Source organism: Salmonella sp. SAL04162 (assembly GCF_046551535.1).
GTDB lineage: Bacteria > Pseudomonadota > Gammaproteobacteria > Enterobacterales > Enterobacteriaceae > Salmonella > Salmonella enterica.
This window is the reverse complement of sequence record NZ_JBGDVX010000002.1, coordinates 66,347-82,181: the sequence shown is the minus strand read 5'-3', so window position 1 is coordinate 82,181 and position 15,835 is coordinate 66,347. Positions and strand designations below refer to the sequence as shown.

The window sequence follows — 15,835 nt, the reverse complement described above, 5'->3', positions numbered from 1 at the left end:
GGTCTGAAAAATGAAAAATGCAATCGTCATTGTTGATTAGTGAAAAATGATTACATATTGCGCGGATTTATTGATGGATCTTCAGTTTTATCGTGGATTAATTGAATTATGTTTTTCCTGATGGCGTTTCGCTTATCAGACCTACAATGTTGTTCGAACCGTAGGCCTGAAAGCTATGCGTCATCAGGCAGGGGACAGGTTTAGATAACGTCGATCTCAGCGACGGAAGGGTAAATCCAGCTTGGGCGGAACGGCATACTGTCAATATCATTGATTGTTGATACGCCTGAAAGCACCAGAATGGTCTCCAGACCGGCCTGGAATCCCGCCAGAATGTCGGTGCGCAGGTTGTCGCCGACGATAACGGTCTCTTCCGAGTGCGCCTGCATTTTGTTTAACGCCGCGCGGATGATCCACGGGCTGGGTTTGCCGACATAAAACGGCTTCCGGCCGGAAATTTTTTCAATGCCTGCGCACAGCGCGCCGCAGGCCGGATAAAAGCCGCGACCGTGGGTATCCGGATTGGTGGCGATAAAGCGCGCGCCATTGGCGACGAAAAATGCTGCTTTATGCATCATGTCCCAGTTGTAGGAGCGGGTCTCTCCAACGATGACAAAATCAGGGTTCACATCGGTAATGGTAAAACCCGCTTTATAGAGCTCGTGAATAAGCGCGCCTTCGCCCACGACATACGCTTTCTTACCTTCCTGACGGCGCAGAAAATCGGCTGTCGCCATTGCTGACGTATAAAACACGCTGTCCGGCACGTTAACGCCAGCGGTAGCAAAACGGTTCGCCAGATCCTGGCCGGTTTGCGACGGGTAATTGGTCAGCAGCACCAGCGGCAGACCTTTTTCCAGAATCCCCGTCAGAAATTCCGCCGCACCGGGTACGGCTACGTTGTCGTGCATCAGCACGCCGTCGATATCGCAGATTACATTCTTGATGGTCATGAACTACCCAGGGAATTTGTGAATAATCCGATACTATAAGAGCGCATCAACTTTCCAGCAAACGTTGCAGCAATGTTCCGTTGAGCATGGCGCGTTTAACTAAGGCAAATGCGCCGATAGCAGAACGGTGATCCAGCGTGGAGCGTACCACCGGCAAATTTTTGCGAAATGCCTTTAACGCCTGCGTATTGATACAGCTTTCGATAGCGGGCAACAGGACTTTATCGGCTTCAATGATCTCGCCGGCAATGACGATTTTTTGCGGATTAAACAGGTTGATAGCAATGGCGATCGTTTTGCCCAAATGGCGACCAACATGCTCAATGACTTCCGAGGCCAGGCTGTCGCCCCGGTTTGCCGCCTTACAAATGGTTTTAATCGTGCAGTCGTCAAGCGGAACACGGCTTTGATACCCTTGTTTAAGCAAATTCAGCACCCGTTGTTCAATTGCCACATTGGCGGCAATGGTTTCCAGACAGCCGAAATTACCGCAGTGGCAGCGCTCGCCCAACGGCTCCACCTGAATGTGCCCAATTTCGCCGACGTTGCCGTTACGGCCAATGAAGATGCGCCCGTTGGAGATAATCCCGGCGCCTGTACCACGATGGACGCGCACCAGAATCGAGTCCTCGCAATCCTGACTGGCGCCGAAGTAGTGTTCCGCCAGCGCCAGGCTACGAATATCGTGTCCCACGAAACAGGTAACGTGAAACCGTTTTTCCAGCGCTTCGACCAGTCCCCAGTTTTCAACCTGAATGTGCGGCATGTAACGAATCACGCCGCTTTCCGGATCGACAAGCCCTGGCAGGATCACCGAGATAGCGATCAATTCACGAATTTTACGCTGACAGCTATCAATAAAGACGGCGATGGTGTTGAGCAGCGCGTGTTCCAGCGTCTCCTGGGTGCGCTCCGGCAGCGGATAATGCTCCTCAGAGACCAATTTACTGCTCAGATCGTAGAGCGTTAAAGTGGTGTCATGACGACCCAGGCGAACGCCAATGGCATGGAAGTTACGGGTTTCCGTGACGATAGAGATAGCGCGGCGGCCTCCGGTAGAGGCCTGCTGATCGACTTCTTTGATCAGCCCGCGTTCAATGAGTTGACGCGTAATTTTCGTTACGCTGGCGGGAGCAAGCTGGCTTTGCTCGGCAATTTGTATGCGCGAGATAGGACCATGCTGGTCAATCAGGCGGTAAACGGCCGCGCTGTTAAGCTGTTTTACGAGATCAACGTTACCTATCTGAGCTTGTCCGCCTGGTGTCATATTCTCACTTACTCAAGTCAACGACCTCGTCACCATTAACGATGGTCTTGATAATTTTAAAATCGTGGGTGAACGCGGTCAGGTTGGCGACTTTACCCGGCGCAATGCTACCGAGATGTTTATCAACGCCGATAGCGCGTGCCGGATAGAGCGTTGCCATGCGCAGCACTTCATCCAGCGCGATGCCGCAATGCGCGACCAGGTTACGTACGCCTTCAATCATGGTTAAGGACGAACCGCTCAACGTACCGTTTTCATCCACACACAGTCCATTGCGGTAGTATATTGTTTTACCTGCGAAAATGAACTGCTCAATATTGGCCCCCGCCGGTGCGGTGGCGTCTGTCACCAGACAAAGTTTGTCGCCTTTCAGGCGTTTGGCATTGCGAATGTTGGCGTAGTCGACATGCAGACCATCGGCGATAACGCCGCAATAAATATCCGCTTCGTCCAGAACAGCGCCAGCAAGGCCCGGCTCACGCCCTGTAATGTACGGCATCGCGTTAAACAGGTGAGTCGCAAAGGTAATCCCGGCGCGGAAGCCCGCTTTTGCCTCTTTTAACGTCGCGTTGGAGTGGCCTGCGGAAACCACAATGCCCGCATTCGCCAGTTTAGCGATTACGTCAGCAGGCACCATTTCCGGCGCGAGTGTAACTTTGGTGATGACGTCGGCATTATCGCACAAGAAATCGACCAGCGCAGCGTCTGGTTTACGCACGAAATCAGGATTATGGGTGCCTTTTTTTACCAGATTAAGCCAGGGGCCTTCCAGGTGGAGACCCAGCGCCTGGTGCGGATGTTTTTCCAGGTATTCGCGCATGACGCGAATACCCTGTTTCATCAATTCGTCGCTGGTAGTGATAAGCGTTGGCAGAAAGTTAGTACAGCCCGATTTTTCATTGGCTTTCTGCATAATTTCCAGCGTTTCAACGCTGACGGCTTCTGCGGTATCGTTAAACTGCACGCCGCCGCAGCCGTTTAACTGCACATCAATAAAACCGGGGGAGAGAATGGCCCCATTCAATGAGCGTTGTTCTATTCCCGGCGGCAGTTCGGCCATCGGACAAACGCGGTCAATCAGGCCATTAGCGACAACAAGCGCATGGTCATCAAGAATTTCGTGACCGGTAAAGATCCGGCCCTGGGTTAAAGCATACATTCTGACCCCCGATATCAAAAATTTACCGCCCCGCATTGACTGGCGGGGCGGAGACAACATTACAGACCTTTAATATTTTCTGCTTCTAATTCATTGAAATATTTCAATGTTTTAACTTTAAGTTCCATTGTGGACGGCTCATCGCATACCACAACCGCTTTCGGATGGAGTTGCAGGCAGCTAATAGTCCACATGTGGTTGACGTTGCCTTCAACCGCCGCCTGCAGCGCCTGGGCTTTCTGATGGCCCAGCACCAGAATCATCACTTCTTCCGCATCCAGCAGCGTGCCCACGCCTACCGTCAGCGCGTATTTCGGCACCTGGTTTACGTCGCCGTCAAAGAAGCGGGAGTTCGCTACGCGAGTATCATGGGTTAACGTTTTGATACGGGTACGGGAAGCCAGGGAAGACGCCGGTTCGTTAAAGGCGATGTGACCGTCGTTGCCGACGCCGCCCATAAACAGATGGATTTTACCGTAAGAACGAATTTTTTCTTCATATTGACGGCATTCTGCATCGATATCCGGTGCGTTACCGTTGAGAAGATTGATGTTTTCTGCTGGAATATCAACGTGATCGAAAAAGTTACGATGCATAAAGCTGTGGTAGCTTTCCGGGTGCTCTTTCGGCAGGCCAACATATTCGTCCATATTAAAGGTGACCACATGCTTAAAGCTGACCTCGCCCGCTTTGTGCATCTCAACCAGCGCTTTGTACGCCGTTAGCGGCGTGCCGCCGGTAGGCAGTCCAAGGACAAACGGACGATCGGCGGTCGGTTTGAACGCATTAATACGGTTAACGATATGGCGAGCGGCCCATTTGCCAACCTGTTCTGCGGTACTCAGGGGGATCAGTCTCATTCTTCACCTCAATAATCAATGTCAAAATTTGGCGGATCGTATTAAGCGTAACCTGGATATCCAGGGTTCGTGTTCAATCCGTCCTGATTTTTTGAATCATAAAATAAGTTTTCCGTGTTAGCCAGTGGATGGTGGGGGTGATTACGATATTTAGTGATTATAATCACAAAAAACACCCGTTTAATTTGCGAGGCGAATTAATTTTCCACACACTCTGTAGAAGATGATCTCACCGTTCGATTACAGAACATCACGTTTTTAACGTTTGCAGCACAATAAAAAACGGCTTCAAAGAAGCCATATCGGCGTCTCGTAGGGGGAATAAGATGAATATTTTAGGTTTTTTCCAGCGGCTGGGTAGGGCGTTGCAGCTCCCTATCGCCGTGTTGCCGGTGGCAGCGTTGTTGCTGCGATTCGGCCAACCAGATTTGCTGAATATGCCGTTTATCGCGCAAGCGGGCGGGTCTATTTTCGATAACCTGGCGCTGGTCTTCGCTATCGGCGTGGCATCCAGTTGGTCTAAAGATAGCGCGGGCGCGGCAGCGCTGGCGGGAGCCGTGGGTTACTTCGTCATGACCAAAGCGATGGTGACGATTAACCCGGAAATCAACATGGGCGTGCTGGCGGGGATTATTACCGGTCTGGTCGGCGGCGCGGTTTATAATCGCTGGTCTGGTATCAAACTGCCTGATTTTCTCAGTTTCTTCGGTGGAAAACGTTTTGTGCCGATAGCAACGGGCTTTTTCTGTCTGGTGCTGGCCGCTATTTTCGGTTACGTCTGGCCGCCGGTACAGCATGGCATCCATGCGGGCGGTGAATGGATCGTTTCCGCAGGCGCGCTGGGTTCCGGTATCTTTGGCTTCATCAACCGTCTGCTGATCCCAACCGGTCTGCATCAGGTACTGAACACCATCGCCTGGTTCCAGATTGGCGAATTCACCAATGCCGCAGGCACTGTATTCCACGGCGACATCAACCGCTTCTATGCTGGCGACGGCACGGCGGGGATGTTTATGTCCGGCTTCTTCCCGATCATGATGTTTGGTCTGCCGGGCGCTGCTCTGGCGATGTATTTCGCCGCGCCGAAAGAACGTCGTCCGATGGTGGGCGGTATGTTGCTGTCTGTCGCGATCACCGCGTTTTTGACCGGCGTAACCGAGCCGCTGGAATTCCTGTTTATGTTCCTGGCGCCGCTGCTGTACCTCCTGCACGCCATTTTGACTGGTATCAGCCTGTTCGTCGCGACGCTGCTGGGTATCCATGCAGGCTTCTCTTTCTCGGCAGGCGCGATCGACTATGTTCTGATGTATAACCTGCCAGCGGCCAGCAATAACGTCTGGATGTTGCTGGTGATGGGCGTTGTATTCTTTATCATCTACTTCCTGCTGTTCAGCGCGGTTATTCGTATGTTTAACCTGAAAACGCCGGGCCGCGAAGATAAAGTTGATGAGATGGTAACGGAAGAAGCCAACAGCAACACCGAAGAAGGGTTAACGCAACTGGCGACCAGCTATATTGCTGCGGTTGGCGGTACGGACAACCTGAAAGCGATCGATGCGTGTATTACCCGTCTGCGCCTGACCGTGAACGACTCTGCTCGCGTCAACGATGCGGCCTGCAAACGCCTCGGCGCTTCCGGGGTGGTTAAACTGAACAAACAGACCATTCAGGTTATTGTCGGCGCGAAAGCGGAATCGATTGGCGATGAAATGAAGAAAGTGGTGGCGCGGGGACCGGTCGCGGCAGCGTCTGCTGATGCGGCTCACGTTGCAACACCTGCTCCGGCGGCCAAACCCCAGGCGGTGCCGAATGCGGTGACTATCGCTGAACTGGTCTCTCCGATTACCGGTGAGGTAGTGGCGCTGGATCAGGTACCGGATGAAGCTTTCGCCAGCAAAGCGGTCGGCGACGGCGTAGCGGTGAAACCCACCGATAAAACCGTGGTTTCTCCGGCGGCGGGTACTATTGTGAAAATCTTCAACACTAACCACGCGTTCTGTCTGGAAACCGAAAAAGGCGCGGAGATCGTTGTCCATATGGGTATCGATACCGTCGCGCTGAACGGTCAGGGCTTCAAGCGTCTGGTAGAAGAGGGTGCGGAAGTCACGGCGGGTCAGCCGGTTCTGGAACTGGATCTGGACTTCCTGAATGCCAATGCGCGTTCCATGATAAGCCCGGTTGTTTGTAGCAACAGCGATGACTTCAGCGCTCTGGTCATCAAAGCGGATGGTCACGTGGTAGCGGGTCAAACGCCGCTGTACGAGATCAAGAGCAAATAATCGCTTCCTGGCCGGATAAGGCGTAAGACGTCATCCGGCGATATCACAGAAAACATAAGCGGCAGAGGGGAACCTTCGCCGCTTTTTTTTACCGCAATTAGCCCCAATATTTTCTGCAAAGCCACTTTTTAAGTAACTAAAGGTTGTCAGTCTGTCCGGCTTATAAGATCATATGCCGTTATACGTTGTTTACGCTTTGAGGAATCCACGATGAGTGAGGCTGAAGCCCGCCCGACTAACTTTATTCGTCAGATTATTGATGAAGATCTGGCGAGTGGTAAACATACCACTGTCCATACCCGTTTTCCGCCGGAGCCGAATGGCTATCTGCACATCGGCCACGCGAAATCTATCTGCCTGAACTTTGGCATCGCGCAAGATTATCAGGGCCAGTGCAACCTGCGTTTCGATGACACCAACCCGGTAAAAGAAGATATCGAGTACGTTGATTCGATCAAAAACGACGTCGAGTGGTTAGGCTTTCACTGGTCTGGCGATATTCGCTACTCCTCCGATTACTTTGACCAACTGCACGCCTATGCGGTCGAGCTGATCAATAAAGGCCTGGCCTACGTTGATGAGCTGACGCCGGAGCAGATCCGCGAATACCGCGGTACGCTGACCGCGCCGGGTAAAAACAGCCCGTTCCGCGATCGCAGCGTGGAAGAAAACCTCGCGCTATTTGAAAAAATGCGTACCGGCGGTTTTGAAGAGGGTAAAGCCTGTCTGCGCGCTAAAATCGACATGGCGTCGCCGTTTATCGTGATGCGCGATCCGGTGCTGTATCGCATTAAATTCGCCGAGCATCATCAGACCGGCACGAAGTGGTGCATCTACCCGATGTACGACTTTACTCACTGCATCAGCGATGCGCTGGAAGGTATTACTCATTCTCTGTGTACGCTGGAGTTCCAGGACAACCGTCGTCTGTACGACTGGGTACTGGACAACATCACCATTCCGGTTCACCCGCGCCAGTACGAATTCTCGCGGCTGAATCTGGAATACACCGTGATGTCCAAGCGTAAGCTGAACCTGCTGGTGACCGACAAACACGTCGAAGGTTGGGACGATCCGCGTATGCCGACTATTTCCGGTCTGCGCCGTCGCGGCTATACCGCGGCTTCTATTCGTGAGTTCTGCAAACGCATCGGCGTCACCAAGCAGGACAACACCATTGAGATGGCGTCGCTGGAATCCTGCATTCGCGAAGATCTGAACGAAAACGCGCCGCGCGCAATGGCGGTAATCGATCCGGTAAAACTGGTTATCGAAAACTACCCGCAGGGTGAGAGCGAAATGGTTACCATGCCTAACCATCCGAATAAACCGGAGATGGGCAGCCGTGAAGTGCCGTTTAGCGGTGAGATCTGGATCGATCGCGCAGATTTCCGCGAAGAAGCGAACAAACAGTACAAGCGTCTGGTGATGGGCAAAGAAGTGCGTCTGCGTAATGCCTACGTCATTAAAGCGGAGCGCGTAGAGAAGGATGCCGAAGGGAATATCACCACCATCTTCTGTACCTATGATGCCGATACGCTGAGTAAAGATCCGGCTGACGGGCGTAAAGTGAAAGGCGTAATCCACTGGGTTAGCGCAGCACATGCGCTGCCGATTGAAATTCGTCTCTACGACCGTCTGTTCAGCGTGCCGAATCCAGGCGCCGCGGAGGACTTCCTGTCCGTTATCAACCCCGAATCATTAGTGATTAAGCAGGGGTATGGCGAGCCGTCGCTGAAAGCGGCGGTAGCAGGGAAAGCTTTCCAGTTTGAACGTGAAGGCTACTTCTGCCTCGACAGCCGCTATGCAACGGCCGATAAGCTGGTCTTTAACCGCACCGTGGGCCTGCGTGATACCTGGGCGAAAGCGGGCGAATAAGCACTGCGCCAACAGGCGAATGCTGTAAAAATACCTTGTCAACGCCGCGTTTTGCGGCGTTTTTTCTCTGCATTTCCAAGAGCCTATCCCATTAGGGCTATTTTACTTGCCATTTTGGACCTGGGCAGTGCTCGCCAAAACGCGTTAGCGTTTTGAACGCCGCTAGCGGCGGCCCGAAGGGCGAGCGTAGCGAGTCAAACCTCACGTACTACGTGTACGCTCCGGTTTTTGCGCGCTGTCCGTGTCCAAACTGGCTGCGCCAATAACGCCTGGTGGGATAGGCTCTAAGTCGATTCTCTTTTTTGCGAGGCGAATTAATTATTTTCTGAAAATTATTGATCTGATAAATGATTATTAATCTAAATGTTATAAGCGTCAGGTCAACAGGAGACAATTATTTTCATGCCTATGGAAAACAAGTCAATTTTCTTTCTGGCGGTCTGCTTCCCCCACCAGCAGCCGAATGTAACAGAAAGCAATTAAATATGTGCGGTTGCTCATATTATTACATACTGGTTACAGAAAGAGATTGATAATTCGCATCGCGAAAAATAGTCTATTTAACGTAGTAAATGAGGTTTCTCAGCGCTACTTTTTATTTTTATTTTTTCGCTGTTCGCTTTTGTCGGCAGCAATTTATACGTCAAAGAGGATTAACTTATGCGTACGTTTAGTGGCAAACGTAGTACGCTGGCTCTGGCTCTGGCTATCGCCGGTATCACAGCAATGTCGGGGTGGATCGTTGTTCCGCAGGCGCAAGCCTCCGGCTTTTTCGACGACTCCACGTTAACGGGCGGCATCTATTATTGGCAGCGTGAACGCGATCGCAAAGATGTGACCGACGGCGACAAATATAAAACTAACCTTTCTCATGCGACCTGGAACGCTAACCTGGATTTTCAGTCTGGTTACGCTGCGGATATGTTCGGTCTGGATATCGCAGCGTTTACCGCGATTGAAATGGCAGAAAACGGCGACAGCGGTCATCCAAACGAAATTGCCTTCTCGAAAAAGAATAAAGGCTACGACGAAGACTATTCCGGCGATAAGAGCGGTATCAGTCTTTATAAAGCCGCCGCGAAATTTAAATATGGCCCGGTCTGGGCGCGTGCCGGTTATATTCAGCCTACCGGTCAGACGCTGTTAGCGCCGCACTGGAGTTTTATGCCGGGTACCTATCAGGGTGCGGAAGCCGGCGCCAGTTTTGACTATGGCGATGCGGGCGCGTTAAGTTTTTCCTACATGTGGACTAACGAATATAAAGCGCCGTGGCATACCGAAATGGATAAGTTTTATCAGGCGGATAAAAAAACCAATGTGGATTATCTCCACTCCATCGGCGCGAAGTACGACTTCAAAAATGATCTGGTGCTGGAAGCGGCGTTTGGTCAGTCCGAAGGCTATGTCGATCAATATTTCGCGAAGGCCAGCTATAAATTTGATTTAGGCGGCAATCCGTTCACCACCAGTTACCAGTTCTACGGCGCGCGCGACAAAGTAGACGATCGCAGCGTGAATGATATTTACGACGGTACGGCCTGGCTGCAGGCGTTGACCTTCGGCTACAAAGTCGCGGAAGTGGTTGACCTGCGTCTGGAAGGCACCTGGGTGAAAGCGGACGGTCAGCAGGGCTATTTTCTGCAACGTATGACGCCAACCTACGCCTCTTCAAACGGTCGTCTGGATATCTGGTGGGATAACCGCTCCGACTTTAACGCTAACGGTGAAAAGGCGGTTTTCTTCGGCGCGATGTATGACCTGAAAAACTGGAATCTGCCGGGCTGGGCTGTGGGCGCGTCTTACGTTTACGCCTGGGATGCTAAACCGGCAACCTGGCAAAGTAACCCGGATGCTTACTACGACAAAAACCGCACTATCGAAGAGTCCTCATACAGTCTGGATGCGGTCTATACCCTGCAGGAGGGGCGTGCCAAAGGCACCATGTTCAAACTGCACTTCACCGAATATGACAACCACTCCAATATTCCAAGCTGGGGCGGTGGTTACGGCAACATCTTCCAGGATGAACGTGACGTGAAATTTATCGTTATTGCGCCATTCACTATTTTCTGATGTCAGATGCGGCAGGCTGCCGGTCTGCCGCGCTGTTGAGGAACGACCTATGAAAAAAATTTTACTCATCGCCAGCATGACCGCCGGTTTGACGGCCTGCGCGTCATCATCCGCGCCGGAAGAAGATAGTCGGCTGAAAGAGGCGTACAGCGCCTGTATCAATACCGCACAGGGCTCGCCTGAGAAGATAGAGGCCTGCCAAAGCGTGCTGAATGTCCTTAAAAAAGAGCGTAAACATCAGCAATTTGCTAACGAAGAAAGCGTGCGGGTACTGGACTATCAGCAGTGCATTCAGGCGACGCGCACGGGTAACGATCAGGCGGTCAAGGCTGACTGCGATAAGGTCTGGCAGGAAATTCGCAGTCATAATAACGTGCAATAAAACCCTGCCTTGCCACCCACGGGCGAATGTTTTCCGCCCGTGGTTTTTTCAGGCTTTATTTTCTGCCGCGATATAGCCGCGACTCAGACGTACAAACAGCATCGCCGTCGCGGCAAGTCCACATAACGCTGCGCACATCAGCCACCAGCCGGGCGAGCTTTTATCGCCGGTTAACTTTACCAGCGCGGTAGAGATGGCCGGCGTCAGGCCGCCAAAAATCGCCGTCGCCAGGCTAAAGGCCAGCGAGAAACCAACGGTACGCACATAGACTGGCATCACTTCGGTTAACGCCGCGACCATTGCGCCGTTATACATGCCAAAAAAGAAAGAGAACCACAGCAGTACCAGCGTCATGCGGGTAAAGTCGGGCGCGGCGGTCAGCCACTGCATGACGGGCCAGGTGGTGATCAGCGCCAGCAACGTAATGCCCATTAACACGGCGCGACGGCCAATCCGGTCGGAAATCGCGCCGCCAATGGGTAACCAGATAAAATTGGACACCCCCACTAACATGGTGACGATCAAACTGTCCCGCGCGCTGAGATTAAGCACGGTTCTGCCATAGGTCGGCGTATAAACGGTGATAAAATAAAACGTTGTGGTGGTCATCGCCACCAGCAGCGTTCCGGCTGTAATAATGCGCCAGTTTTTGGCGATAGTTGCAAAAATTTCCCTGGTGTCGGGGCGATGCTTGCGTTGTAAAAACGCTTCTGTTTCTTGTAATGAACGACGTAAAACAAAAATCAGCGGAATGATCATACAGCCGATAAAGAACGGAATTCGCCAGCCCCACTCCGATATCGCGTCGTGTCCCAGCGTGATATTCAGGCTATAACCAATCAACGCGGCGACAACAATCGCGACCTGCTGACTGGCGGATTGCCAACTGGTATAAAACCCTTTATTGCCTGGCGTTGCGATTTCGGACAGATAGACCGAGACGCCGCCTAACTCAACGCCCGCAGAAAATCCTTGTAATAACCGGCCCAACAGCACCAACGCAGGCGCTGCCAGGCCGATCGTTTGGTAGCCGGGGACGAGGGCGATGAGCAACGTACCGCAGCCCATAATCGCCAGCGTCACCATCAGCCCTTTACGGCGTCCGATTCTGTCAATATAGGCGCCAAGCACAATCGCGCCGACGGGGCGCATTAAAAAACCGGAGCCAAAGACGGCAAAGGTCAACATTAATGAGGCAAATTCGCTTTCCGCCGGAAAAAACGTTCTGGCGATATAGGTGGCGTAAAATCCGAACAAGAAAAAATCAAACTGTTCAAGAAAATTGCCGCTTGTCACGCGCAGTATTGCGCCGAACGTGCCGGCGCGCGATGTTGCAGGTGTGTGTTGTGCCATAGGGTTTGCTCTCCACTGTCTTTATTGTTTTATGGGTAAGATGTTGCGGGTCAGTTGCCTGTATCCCCCGCATGTTTTCCGCGTCGCTTCTCAATTGCCCATTTGAGTAAGGCCGCGCAGCGGAAAAATCCGTGGGCGAATTTTCCGTAGGGAAGGGTGAGAAAGAGCGCCATCACCACGCCTAAATGGAGCGCCAGCAGTATGCCCATTCCGCTGGTGTCTCTGCCTGCCAGCAGCGCCAGCCCGGTAAGACTGGTTAAGAACAGCAGCAGAATAAAGCTGCGATCCATGGGTTTCTGGCGCGCATCGCCATGTAACGGCGACCGCCGCAGATTGAGCCACAGTAGCCCGGCCGGGCCGATAAGCAGACCGATACCGCCCAGCGTGCCGAGCATGACCGGCAGGCTAAAAAACGGGTAGGGCGCTTCCCAACCGGCGACATAGTGATAGCCCGTCGCCACGACCGTGGCGGCAAAACAGAGCATAAAACCGTAGAAGGTAAAGTGATGAAAGCGACGGCGCAGCAGCGTGAACGCATCGTCCGCTTCGTTACAACCTTTGCCGTGACCGCCGTCGAGATATTTCAGCGTTAACGCATTGTGCGACGCTTCCGCAATCTCCGCCGAACGCGGTACGCCCGGCGAGATCTCACGCCAGAAGCGAATTACGCCCGCCATAAGCAAACCGATTGCCAGCACAAAAACTGAGCCAAACATCCATGCCAGCAGGCTATGCGGAAAAATTTGATAGAAGTCACCGGCCAGCGGTGGATGAATCAGCGACCCTTTCAGCGCCATCGCCAGTAATAAAAAGAGCGTCAGACCGACTATCAGCGCCAGCGCGACGGTGATCCCCGCCCGGCGGTATAACGCGCCAAAAGCGGCGGGCTGGGCATACTGTTGATACGTCTCCAGGCGGGCTTGCGCCATCGCTTTCGGCACGTTAATGGCAAATTCATGGGGCGGCGCGTACTGGCACGCGTGCAGGCAGGCGCCGCAGTTATGACATAAATTCGCCAGATAATGAATATCGGCTTTACCGAATTCGAGCCGCTGGGTCATCGCCGGAAATACCGCGCAAAAACCTTCGCAGTAGCGACATGCGTTACACACTTGCATGACGCGTTCGACCTCGGCTTCCGGTTCGGTAAGCACGGTGGCCTCAATGATTAATTTTTCAAGCTGTTTCATGCTGCGCCTCCTTGTGCGCCGCGCGGGCGGCTTCTATTCCCGCAATGCGGCCAAAGGTTGTGCCGATAGACATGCCTACGCCTGCGGTATACCCCTTGCCCAGTACATTTCCTGCCATCATCTCGCCGGCAACAAACAGGTTGCGGCTTGGATGACCGGCAAAATGCACCGCGGCACGTTCGTTAACTTTCAGGCCCAGGTAGGTAAACGTGATGCCGGGTCGCAGCGCATAACCGTAGTAGGGCGGCGCATCAAGCGGGCGCGCCCAGTGGGTTTTCGCCGGCGTCAGGTTTTTGGTGGCGCAGTCATCAAGCAAGGTATGATCAAAATGACCGGGTTGGCAGGCCTGGTTATACTGCGTGACGGTATGGGTAAATTTTTCCGCGTCCAGCCCCAACTGGCAGGCCAGTTCTGCCAGCGTATTGGCCTGCGCGCCAGGAAAAACCGGCGGCATAAAGTGGCCGATGGCTTTGCTGTCAATAATCGAATAGCCAATTTGTCCTGGCTGTTGAGCCACCAGCCGCCCCCAAATGGCGTAACGCTTCGGCCAGAAATCTTCGCCTTCATCATAAAAACGTTCGGCGTCGCGATTCACGACAATACCCAGCGATACGCAATCCACGCGAGTACAAATACCGCCGTCGTACAGCGGCGCCCTGGCATCAATCGCTACGCAGTGCGACTGGGACGGATCGCCAATGATATCCGCGCCGGCATCCATCATAAATTTGAGTAATACGCCCTGGTTAAAACGCGTGCCGCGAATCAGGAAATTATCCGCGGGCCATTCGCCGCGGGCGTTTTCTCCCCAGGCTTCCCGCAGCCATTCACGGTTTGATTCGAAACCGCCAGCCGCTAATACGCAGGCTTTGGCGGTAATACGTTCGCTACCCGCCAGCGCTGCCACGAATTCGCCGTCATGAAGTTCAAGCGCGTGAACCGGCGTGTTATAGCGAATCTGTACGCCCAGCCGTTCGGCGCTACGGTAATAGGCATTGACGAGCGCTTTCCCGCCGCCCATAAAAAACGCATTGGTGCGCGCAACGTGGAGCGCCCCAGACAGTGGCGGTTGAAAGTTAACGCCATGTTTGCGCATCCAGTCGCGGCATTGCGAAGAGGTGCGAATGACCAGCCGCGCCAGCGCCTCGTTGGTGTTGCCGTCGGTGACTCGCCACAGATCCTGCCAGAATTCCTCTTCAGGATAGCTTTCTACCAGCACATCCTGCGGCGCATCATGCATACAGCGCAGGTTTCGTGTGTGCTGAGAATTTCCGCCGCGCCATTCCCGCGGGGCAGCCTCCAGCAGCAGAACCGATGCGCCCGCTTCCCGTGCGGTCAGGGCGGCGCATAATGCGGCATTGCCTCCGCCTATCACCAGTACATCAACCATCTTATACTCCCGTACCATTTAACTATTTGTTAAATTTGTAATTGAAATGTATACGGATAAATAAGCGGCGCGCTATCAGGTAGCGCTAAACAGGGGTTTAGTAAGCGTAAAGGGTTGCGCCTGGCCATTCACCGGCGTCGACTAACTGACGCATAACTTTGGTAAGGACTACTCTGGCGGCAAGGCCGGCGGGCGTCAGTTCATCATCCGACAGGCTGACTAAAAAATTGGGGCGGCTGAGTACCGGATTATGGACGCCGATCACGCGTAGCGCGTCGTTATCCAGATGAGAAATCGCCGCGCCGGGCTGCAACGTGGCGCCAAGACCGTCGCGCACGGCGCGCATCAACAACGCCAGGCCGTCAATTTCCGCGACGATTTCAACGTTAAGCGCATGTTCCTGGCAGACAGCGTCCAGCCTGCCGCGCAGCCCGTGTCCCTGGCTTGGCATAATGAGCGGAATGCCTGCCAGTTGTTCAGGTGTGATCGGGTTATCAGGAAGCGCCGCCAGCAGGGCATGGGAGCCAATCAGAAAAAGCTGTTCTTCAAGGATCGGTCTGGCGCTCCAGCGCAGGATTTTATCTTTTTGAAAGACAACGGCTAAATCAATCTGGCGGGTATTGATCATTCTTTCCAGATTACCGGACAAGCTTTCCACCACATGCAGTCGGACATCGGCATAGTTTTCCTGCATGGCATGGATAAACGGTATACCCAGTATGGAGGCGGTACTGGGGGCCATTCCTACGCTCACATGACCGGAAAGGCGCGCTTCTCTGGCGGCGAGAATCGCGTCGTCAGCATGACGCAGGGCGAGTTGCGCCTGTGAATAAAAGGCCAGCCCGGCGTTGGTTGGCGTTACGCCGCGCGAGGTGCGCTGCAGCAGACGGATGGCGAGCTCGTTTTCCAGACGGGACATCTGTTGACTTAATGCTGAAACGCCAATATCAAGATCCTGTGCGGCGCTGCCCATACTGCCGGTTTCAATAATACGCACGAAATAGCGTAACTGGCGAAGCTCCATTCCTGCTCTCCTGAGATGCGATAGCGT

The 15,835-nt window shown here is 53.3% G+C and carries 12 protein-coding genes; 4 read left to right on the top strand and 8 right to left on the bottom strand.

Translation table 11 applies throughout. The features are described 5' to 3' along the window. Positions 1-200 precede the first annotated feature (200 nt). From nagD to nagB, 4 genes are read right to left on the bottom strand one after another with little or no spacing between them, the layout of a single operon-like run. Positions 201-953: a ribonucleotide monophosphatase NagD gene (nagD, locus tag ACLJRH_RS04490; protein ID WP_000153143.1), complete on the bottom strand. Its 753-nt coding sequence runs from the start codon at positions 951-953 to the stop codon at positions 201-203. A 46-nt stretch (positions 954-999) separates the two neighbouring features. Further along, a complete protein-coding gene (locus ACLJRH_RS04485; protein ID WP_023137385.1) occupies positions 1,000-2,220 on the bottom strand; it encodes an N-acetylglucosamine repressor in 1,221 nt (406 codons plus the stop codon). Between the two features lie 4 nt (positions 2,221-2,224). Continuing rightward, positions 2,225-3,379 carry an N-acetylglucosamine-6-phosphate deacetylase gene (nagA, locus tag ACLJRH_RS04480; protein WP_000271186.1) on the bottom strand — a complete coding sequence of 385 codons (1,155 nt, stop codon included), beginning with the start codon at positions 3,377-3,379 and terminating at the stop codon, positions 2,225-2,227. 59 nt (positions 3,380-3,438) lie between these two features. Further along, positions 3,439-4,239 carry a glucosamine-6-phosphate deaminase gene (nagB, locus tag ACLJRH_RS04475; protein WP_001237059.1) on the bottom strand — a complete coding sequence of 267 codons (801 nt, stop codon included), beginning with the start codon at positions 4,237-4,239 and terminating at the stop codon, positions 3,439-3,441. Positions 4,240-4,565: 326 nt separating this feature from the next. On the opposite strand from nagB, the gene nagE reads away from it, so the two are divergent. From nagE to chiQ, 4 genes are all read left to right on the top strand, one after another. Further along, positions 4,566-6,518 carry a PTS N-acetyl glucosamine transporter subunit IIABC gene (gene nagE / locus ACLJRH_RS04470; RefSeq protein ID WP_001023069.1) on the top strand — a complete coding sequence of 651 codons (1,953 nt, stop codon included), beginning with the start codon at positions 4,566-4,568 and terminating at the stop codon, positions 6,516-6,518. A 210-nt stretch (positions 6,519-6,728) separates the two neighbouring features. Further along, positions 6,729-8,396: a glutamine--tRNA ligase gene (gene glnS, locus ACLJRH_RS04465; RefSeq protein ID WP_001287186.1), complete on the top strand. Its 1,668-nt coding sequence runs from the start codon at positions 6,729-6,731 to the stop codon at positions 8,394-8,396. 660 nt (positions 8,397-9,056) lie between these two features. Continuing rightward, positions 9,057-10,469, top strand: coding sequence for a chitoporin ChiP (gene chiP / locus ACLJRH_RS04460; protein ID WP_023223314.1), 1,413 nt, complete (start codon positions 9,057-9,059; stop codon positions 10,467-10,469). Between the two features lie 49 nt (positions 10,470-10,518). Continuing rightward, complete coding sequence (gene chiQ, locus ACLJRH_RS04455; RefSeq protein WP_000722262.1) at positions 10,519-10,851, top strand: ChiQ/YbfN family lipoprotein; 333 nt, start codon at positions 10,519-10,521, stop codon at positions 10,849-10,851. 48 nt (positions 10,852-10,899) lie between these two features. On the opposite strand, the gene tcuC is transcribed toward chiQ, so the two are convergent. The 4 genes from tcuC to tcuR all read right to left on the bottom strand — a co-directional run bounded on the left by tcuC (position 10,900) and on the right by tcuR (position 15,808). Next, complete coding sequence (gene tcuC / locus ACLJRH_RS04450; RefSeq protein WP_000057014.1) at positions 10,900-12,204, bottom strand: tricarballylate/proton symporter TcuC; 1,305 nt, start codon at positions 12,202-12,204, stop codon at positions 10,900-10,902. A 50-nt stretch (positions 12,205-12,254) separates the two neighbouring features. Further along, positions 12,255-13,394, bottom strand: coding sequence for a tricarballylate utilization protein TcuB (gene tcuB, locus ACLJRH_RS04445; RefSeq protein ID WP_000811136.1), 1,140 nt, complete (start codon positions 13,392-13,394; stop codon positions 12,255-12,257). After that, positions 13,381-14,784, bottom strand: coding sequence for an FAD-dependent tricarballylate dehydrogenase TcuA (tcuA, locus tag ACLJRH_RS04440; protein ID WP_000228705.1), 1,404 nt, complete (start codon positions 14,782-14,784; stop codon positions 13,381-13,383). Before tcuA ends, tcuB begins: the two co-directional genes overlap by 14 nt. Positions 14,785-14,881: 97 nt before the next feature. Further along, complete coding sequence (tcuR, locus tag ACLJRH_RS04435) at positions 14,882-15,808, bottom strand: tricarballylate utilization LysR family transcriptional regulator TcuR (RefSeq protein ID WP_000423371.1); 927 nt, start codon at positions 15,806-15,808, stop codon at positions 14,882-14,884. Positions 15,809-15,835: the final 27 nt, after the last annotated feature.

Coding starts and splice junctions, on each gene's coding strand:
- nagD (WP_000153143.1), bottom strand. CDS start 953: ATGACCATCAAGAATGTAATCTGCGATATCGACGGCGTGCTGATGCAC.
- ACLJRH_RS04485 (WP_023137385.1), bottom strand. CDS start 2,220: ATGACACCAGGCGGACAAGCTCAGATAGGTAACGTTGATCTCGTAAAA.
- nagA (WP_000271186.1), bottom strand. CDS start 3,379: ATGTATGCTTTAACCCAGGGCCGGATCTTTACCGGTCACGAAATTCTT.
- nagB (WP_001237059.1), bottom strand. CDS start 4,239: ATGAGACTGATCCCCCTGAGTACCGCAGAACAGGTTGGCAAATGGGCC.
- nagE (WP_001023069.1), top strand. CDS start 4,566: ATGAATATTTTAGGTTTTTTCCAGCGGCTGGGTAGGGCGTTGCAGCTC.
- glnS (WP_001287186.1), top strand. CDS start 6,729: ATGAGTGAGGCTGAAGCCCGCCCGACTAACTTTATTCGTCAGATTATT.
- chiP (WP_023223314.1), top strand. CDS start 9,057: ATGCGTACGTTTAGTGGCAAACGTAGTACGCTGGCTCTGGCTCTGGCT.
- chiQ (WP_000722262.1), top strand. CDS start 10,519: ATGAAAAAAATTTTACTCATCGCCAGCATGACCGCCGGTTTGACGGCC.
- tcuC (WP_000057014.1), bottom strand. CDS start 12,204: ATGGCACAACACACACCTGCAACATCGCGCGCCGGCACGTTCGGCGCA.
- tcuB (WP_000811136.1), bottom strand. CDS start 13,394: ATGAAACAGCTTGAAAAATTAATCATTGAGGCCACCGTGCTTACCGAA.
- tcuA (WP_000228705.1), bottom strand. CDS start 14,784: ATGGTTGATGTACTGGTGATAGGCGGAGGCAATGCCGCATTATGCGCC.
- tcuR (WP_000423371.1), bottom strand. CDS start 15,808: ATGGAGCTTCGCCAGTTACGCTATTTCGTGCGTATTATTGAAACCGGC.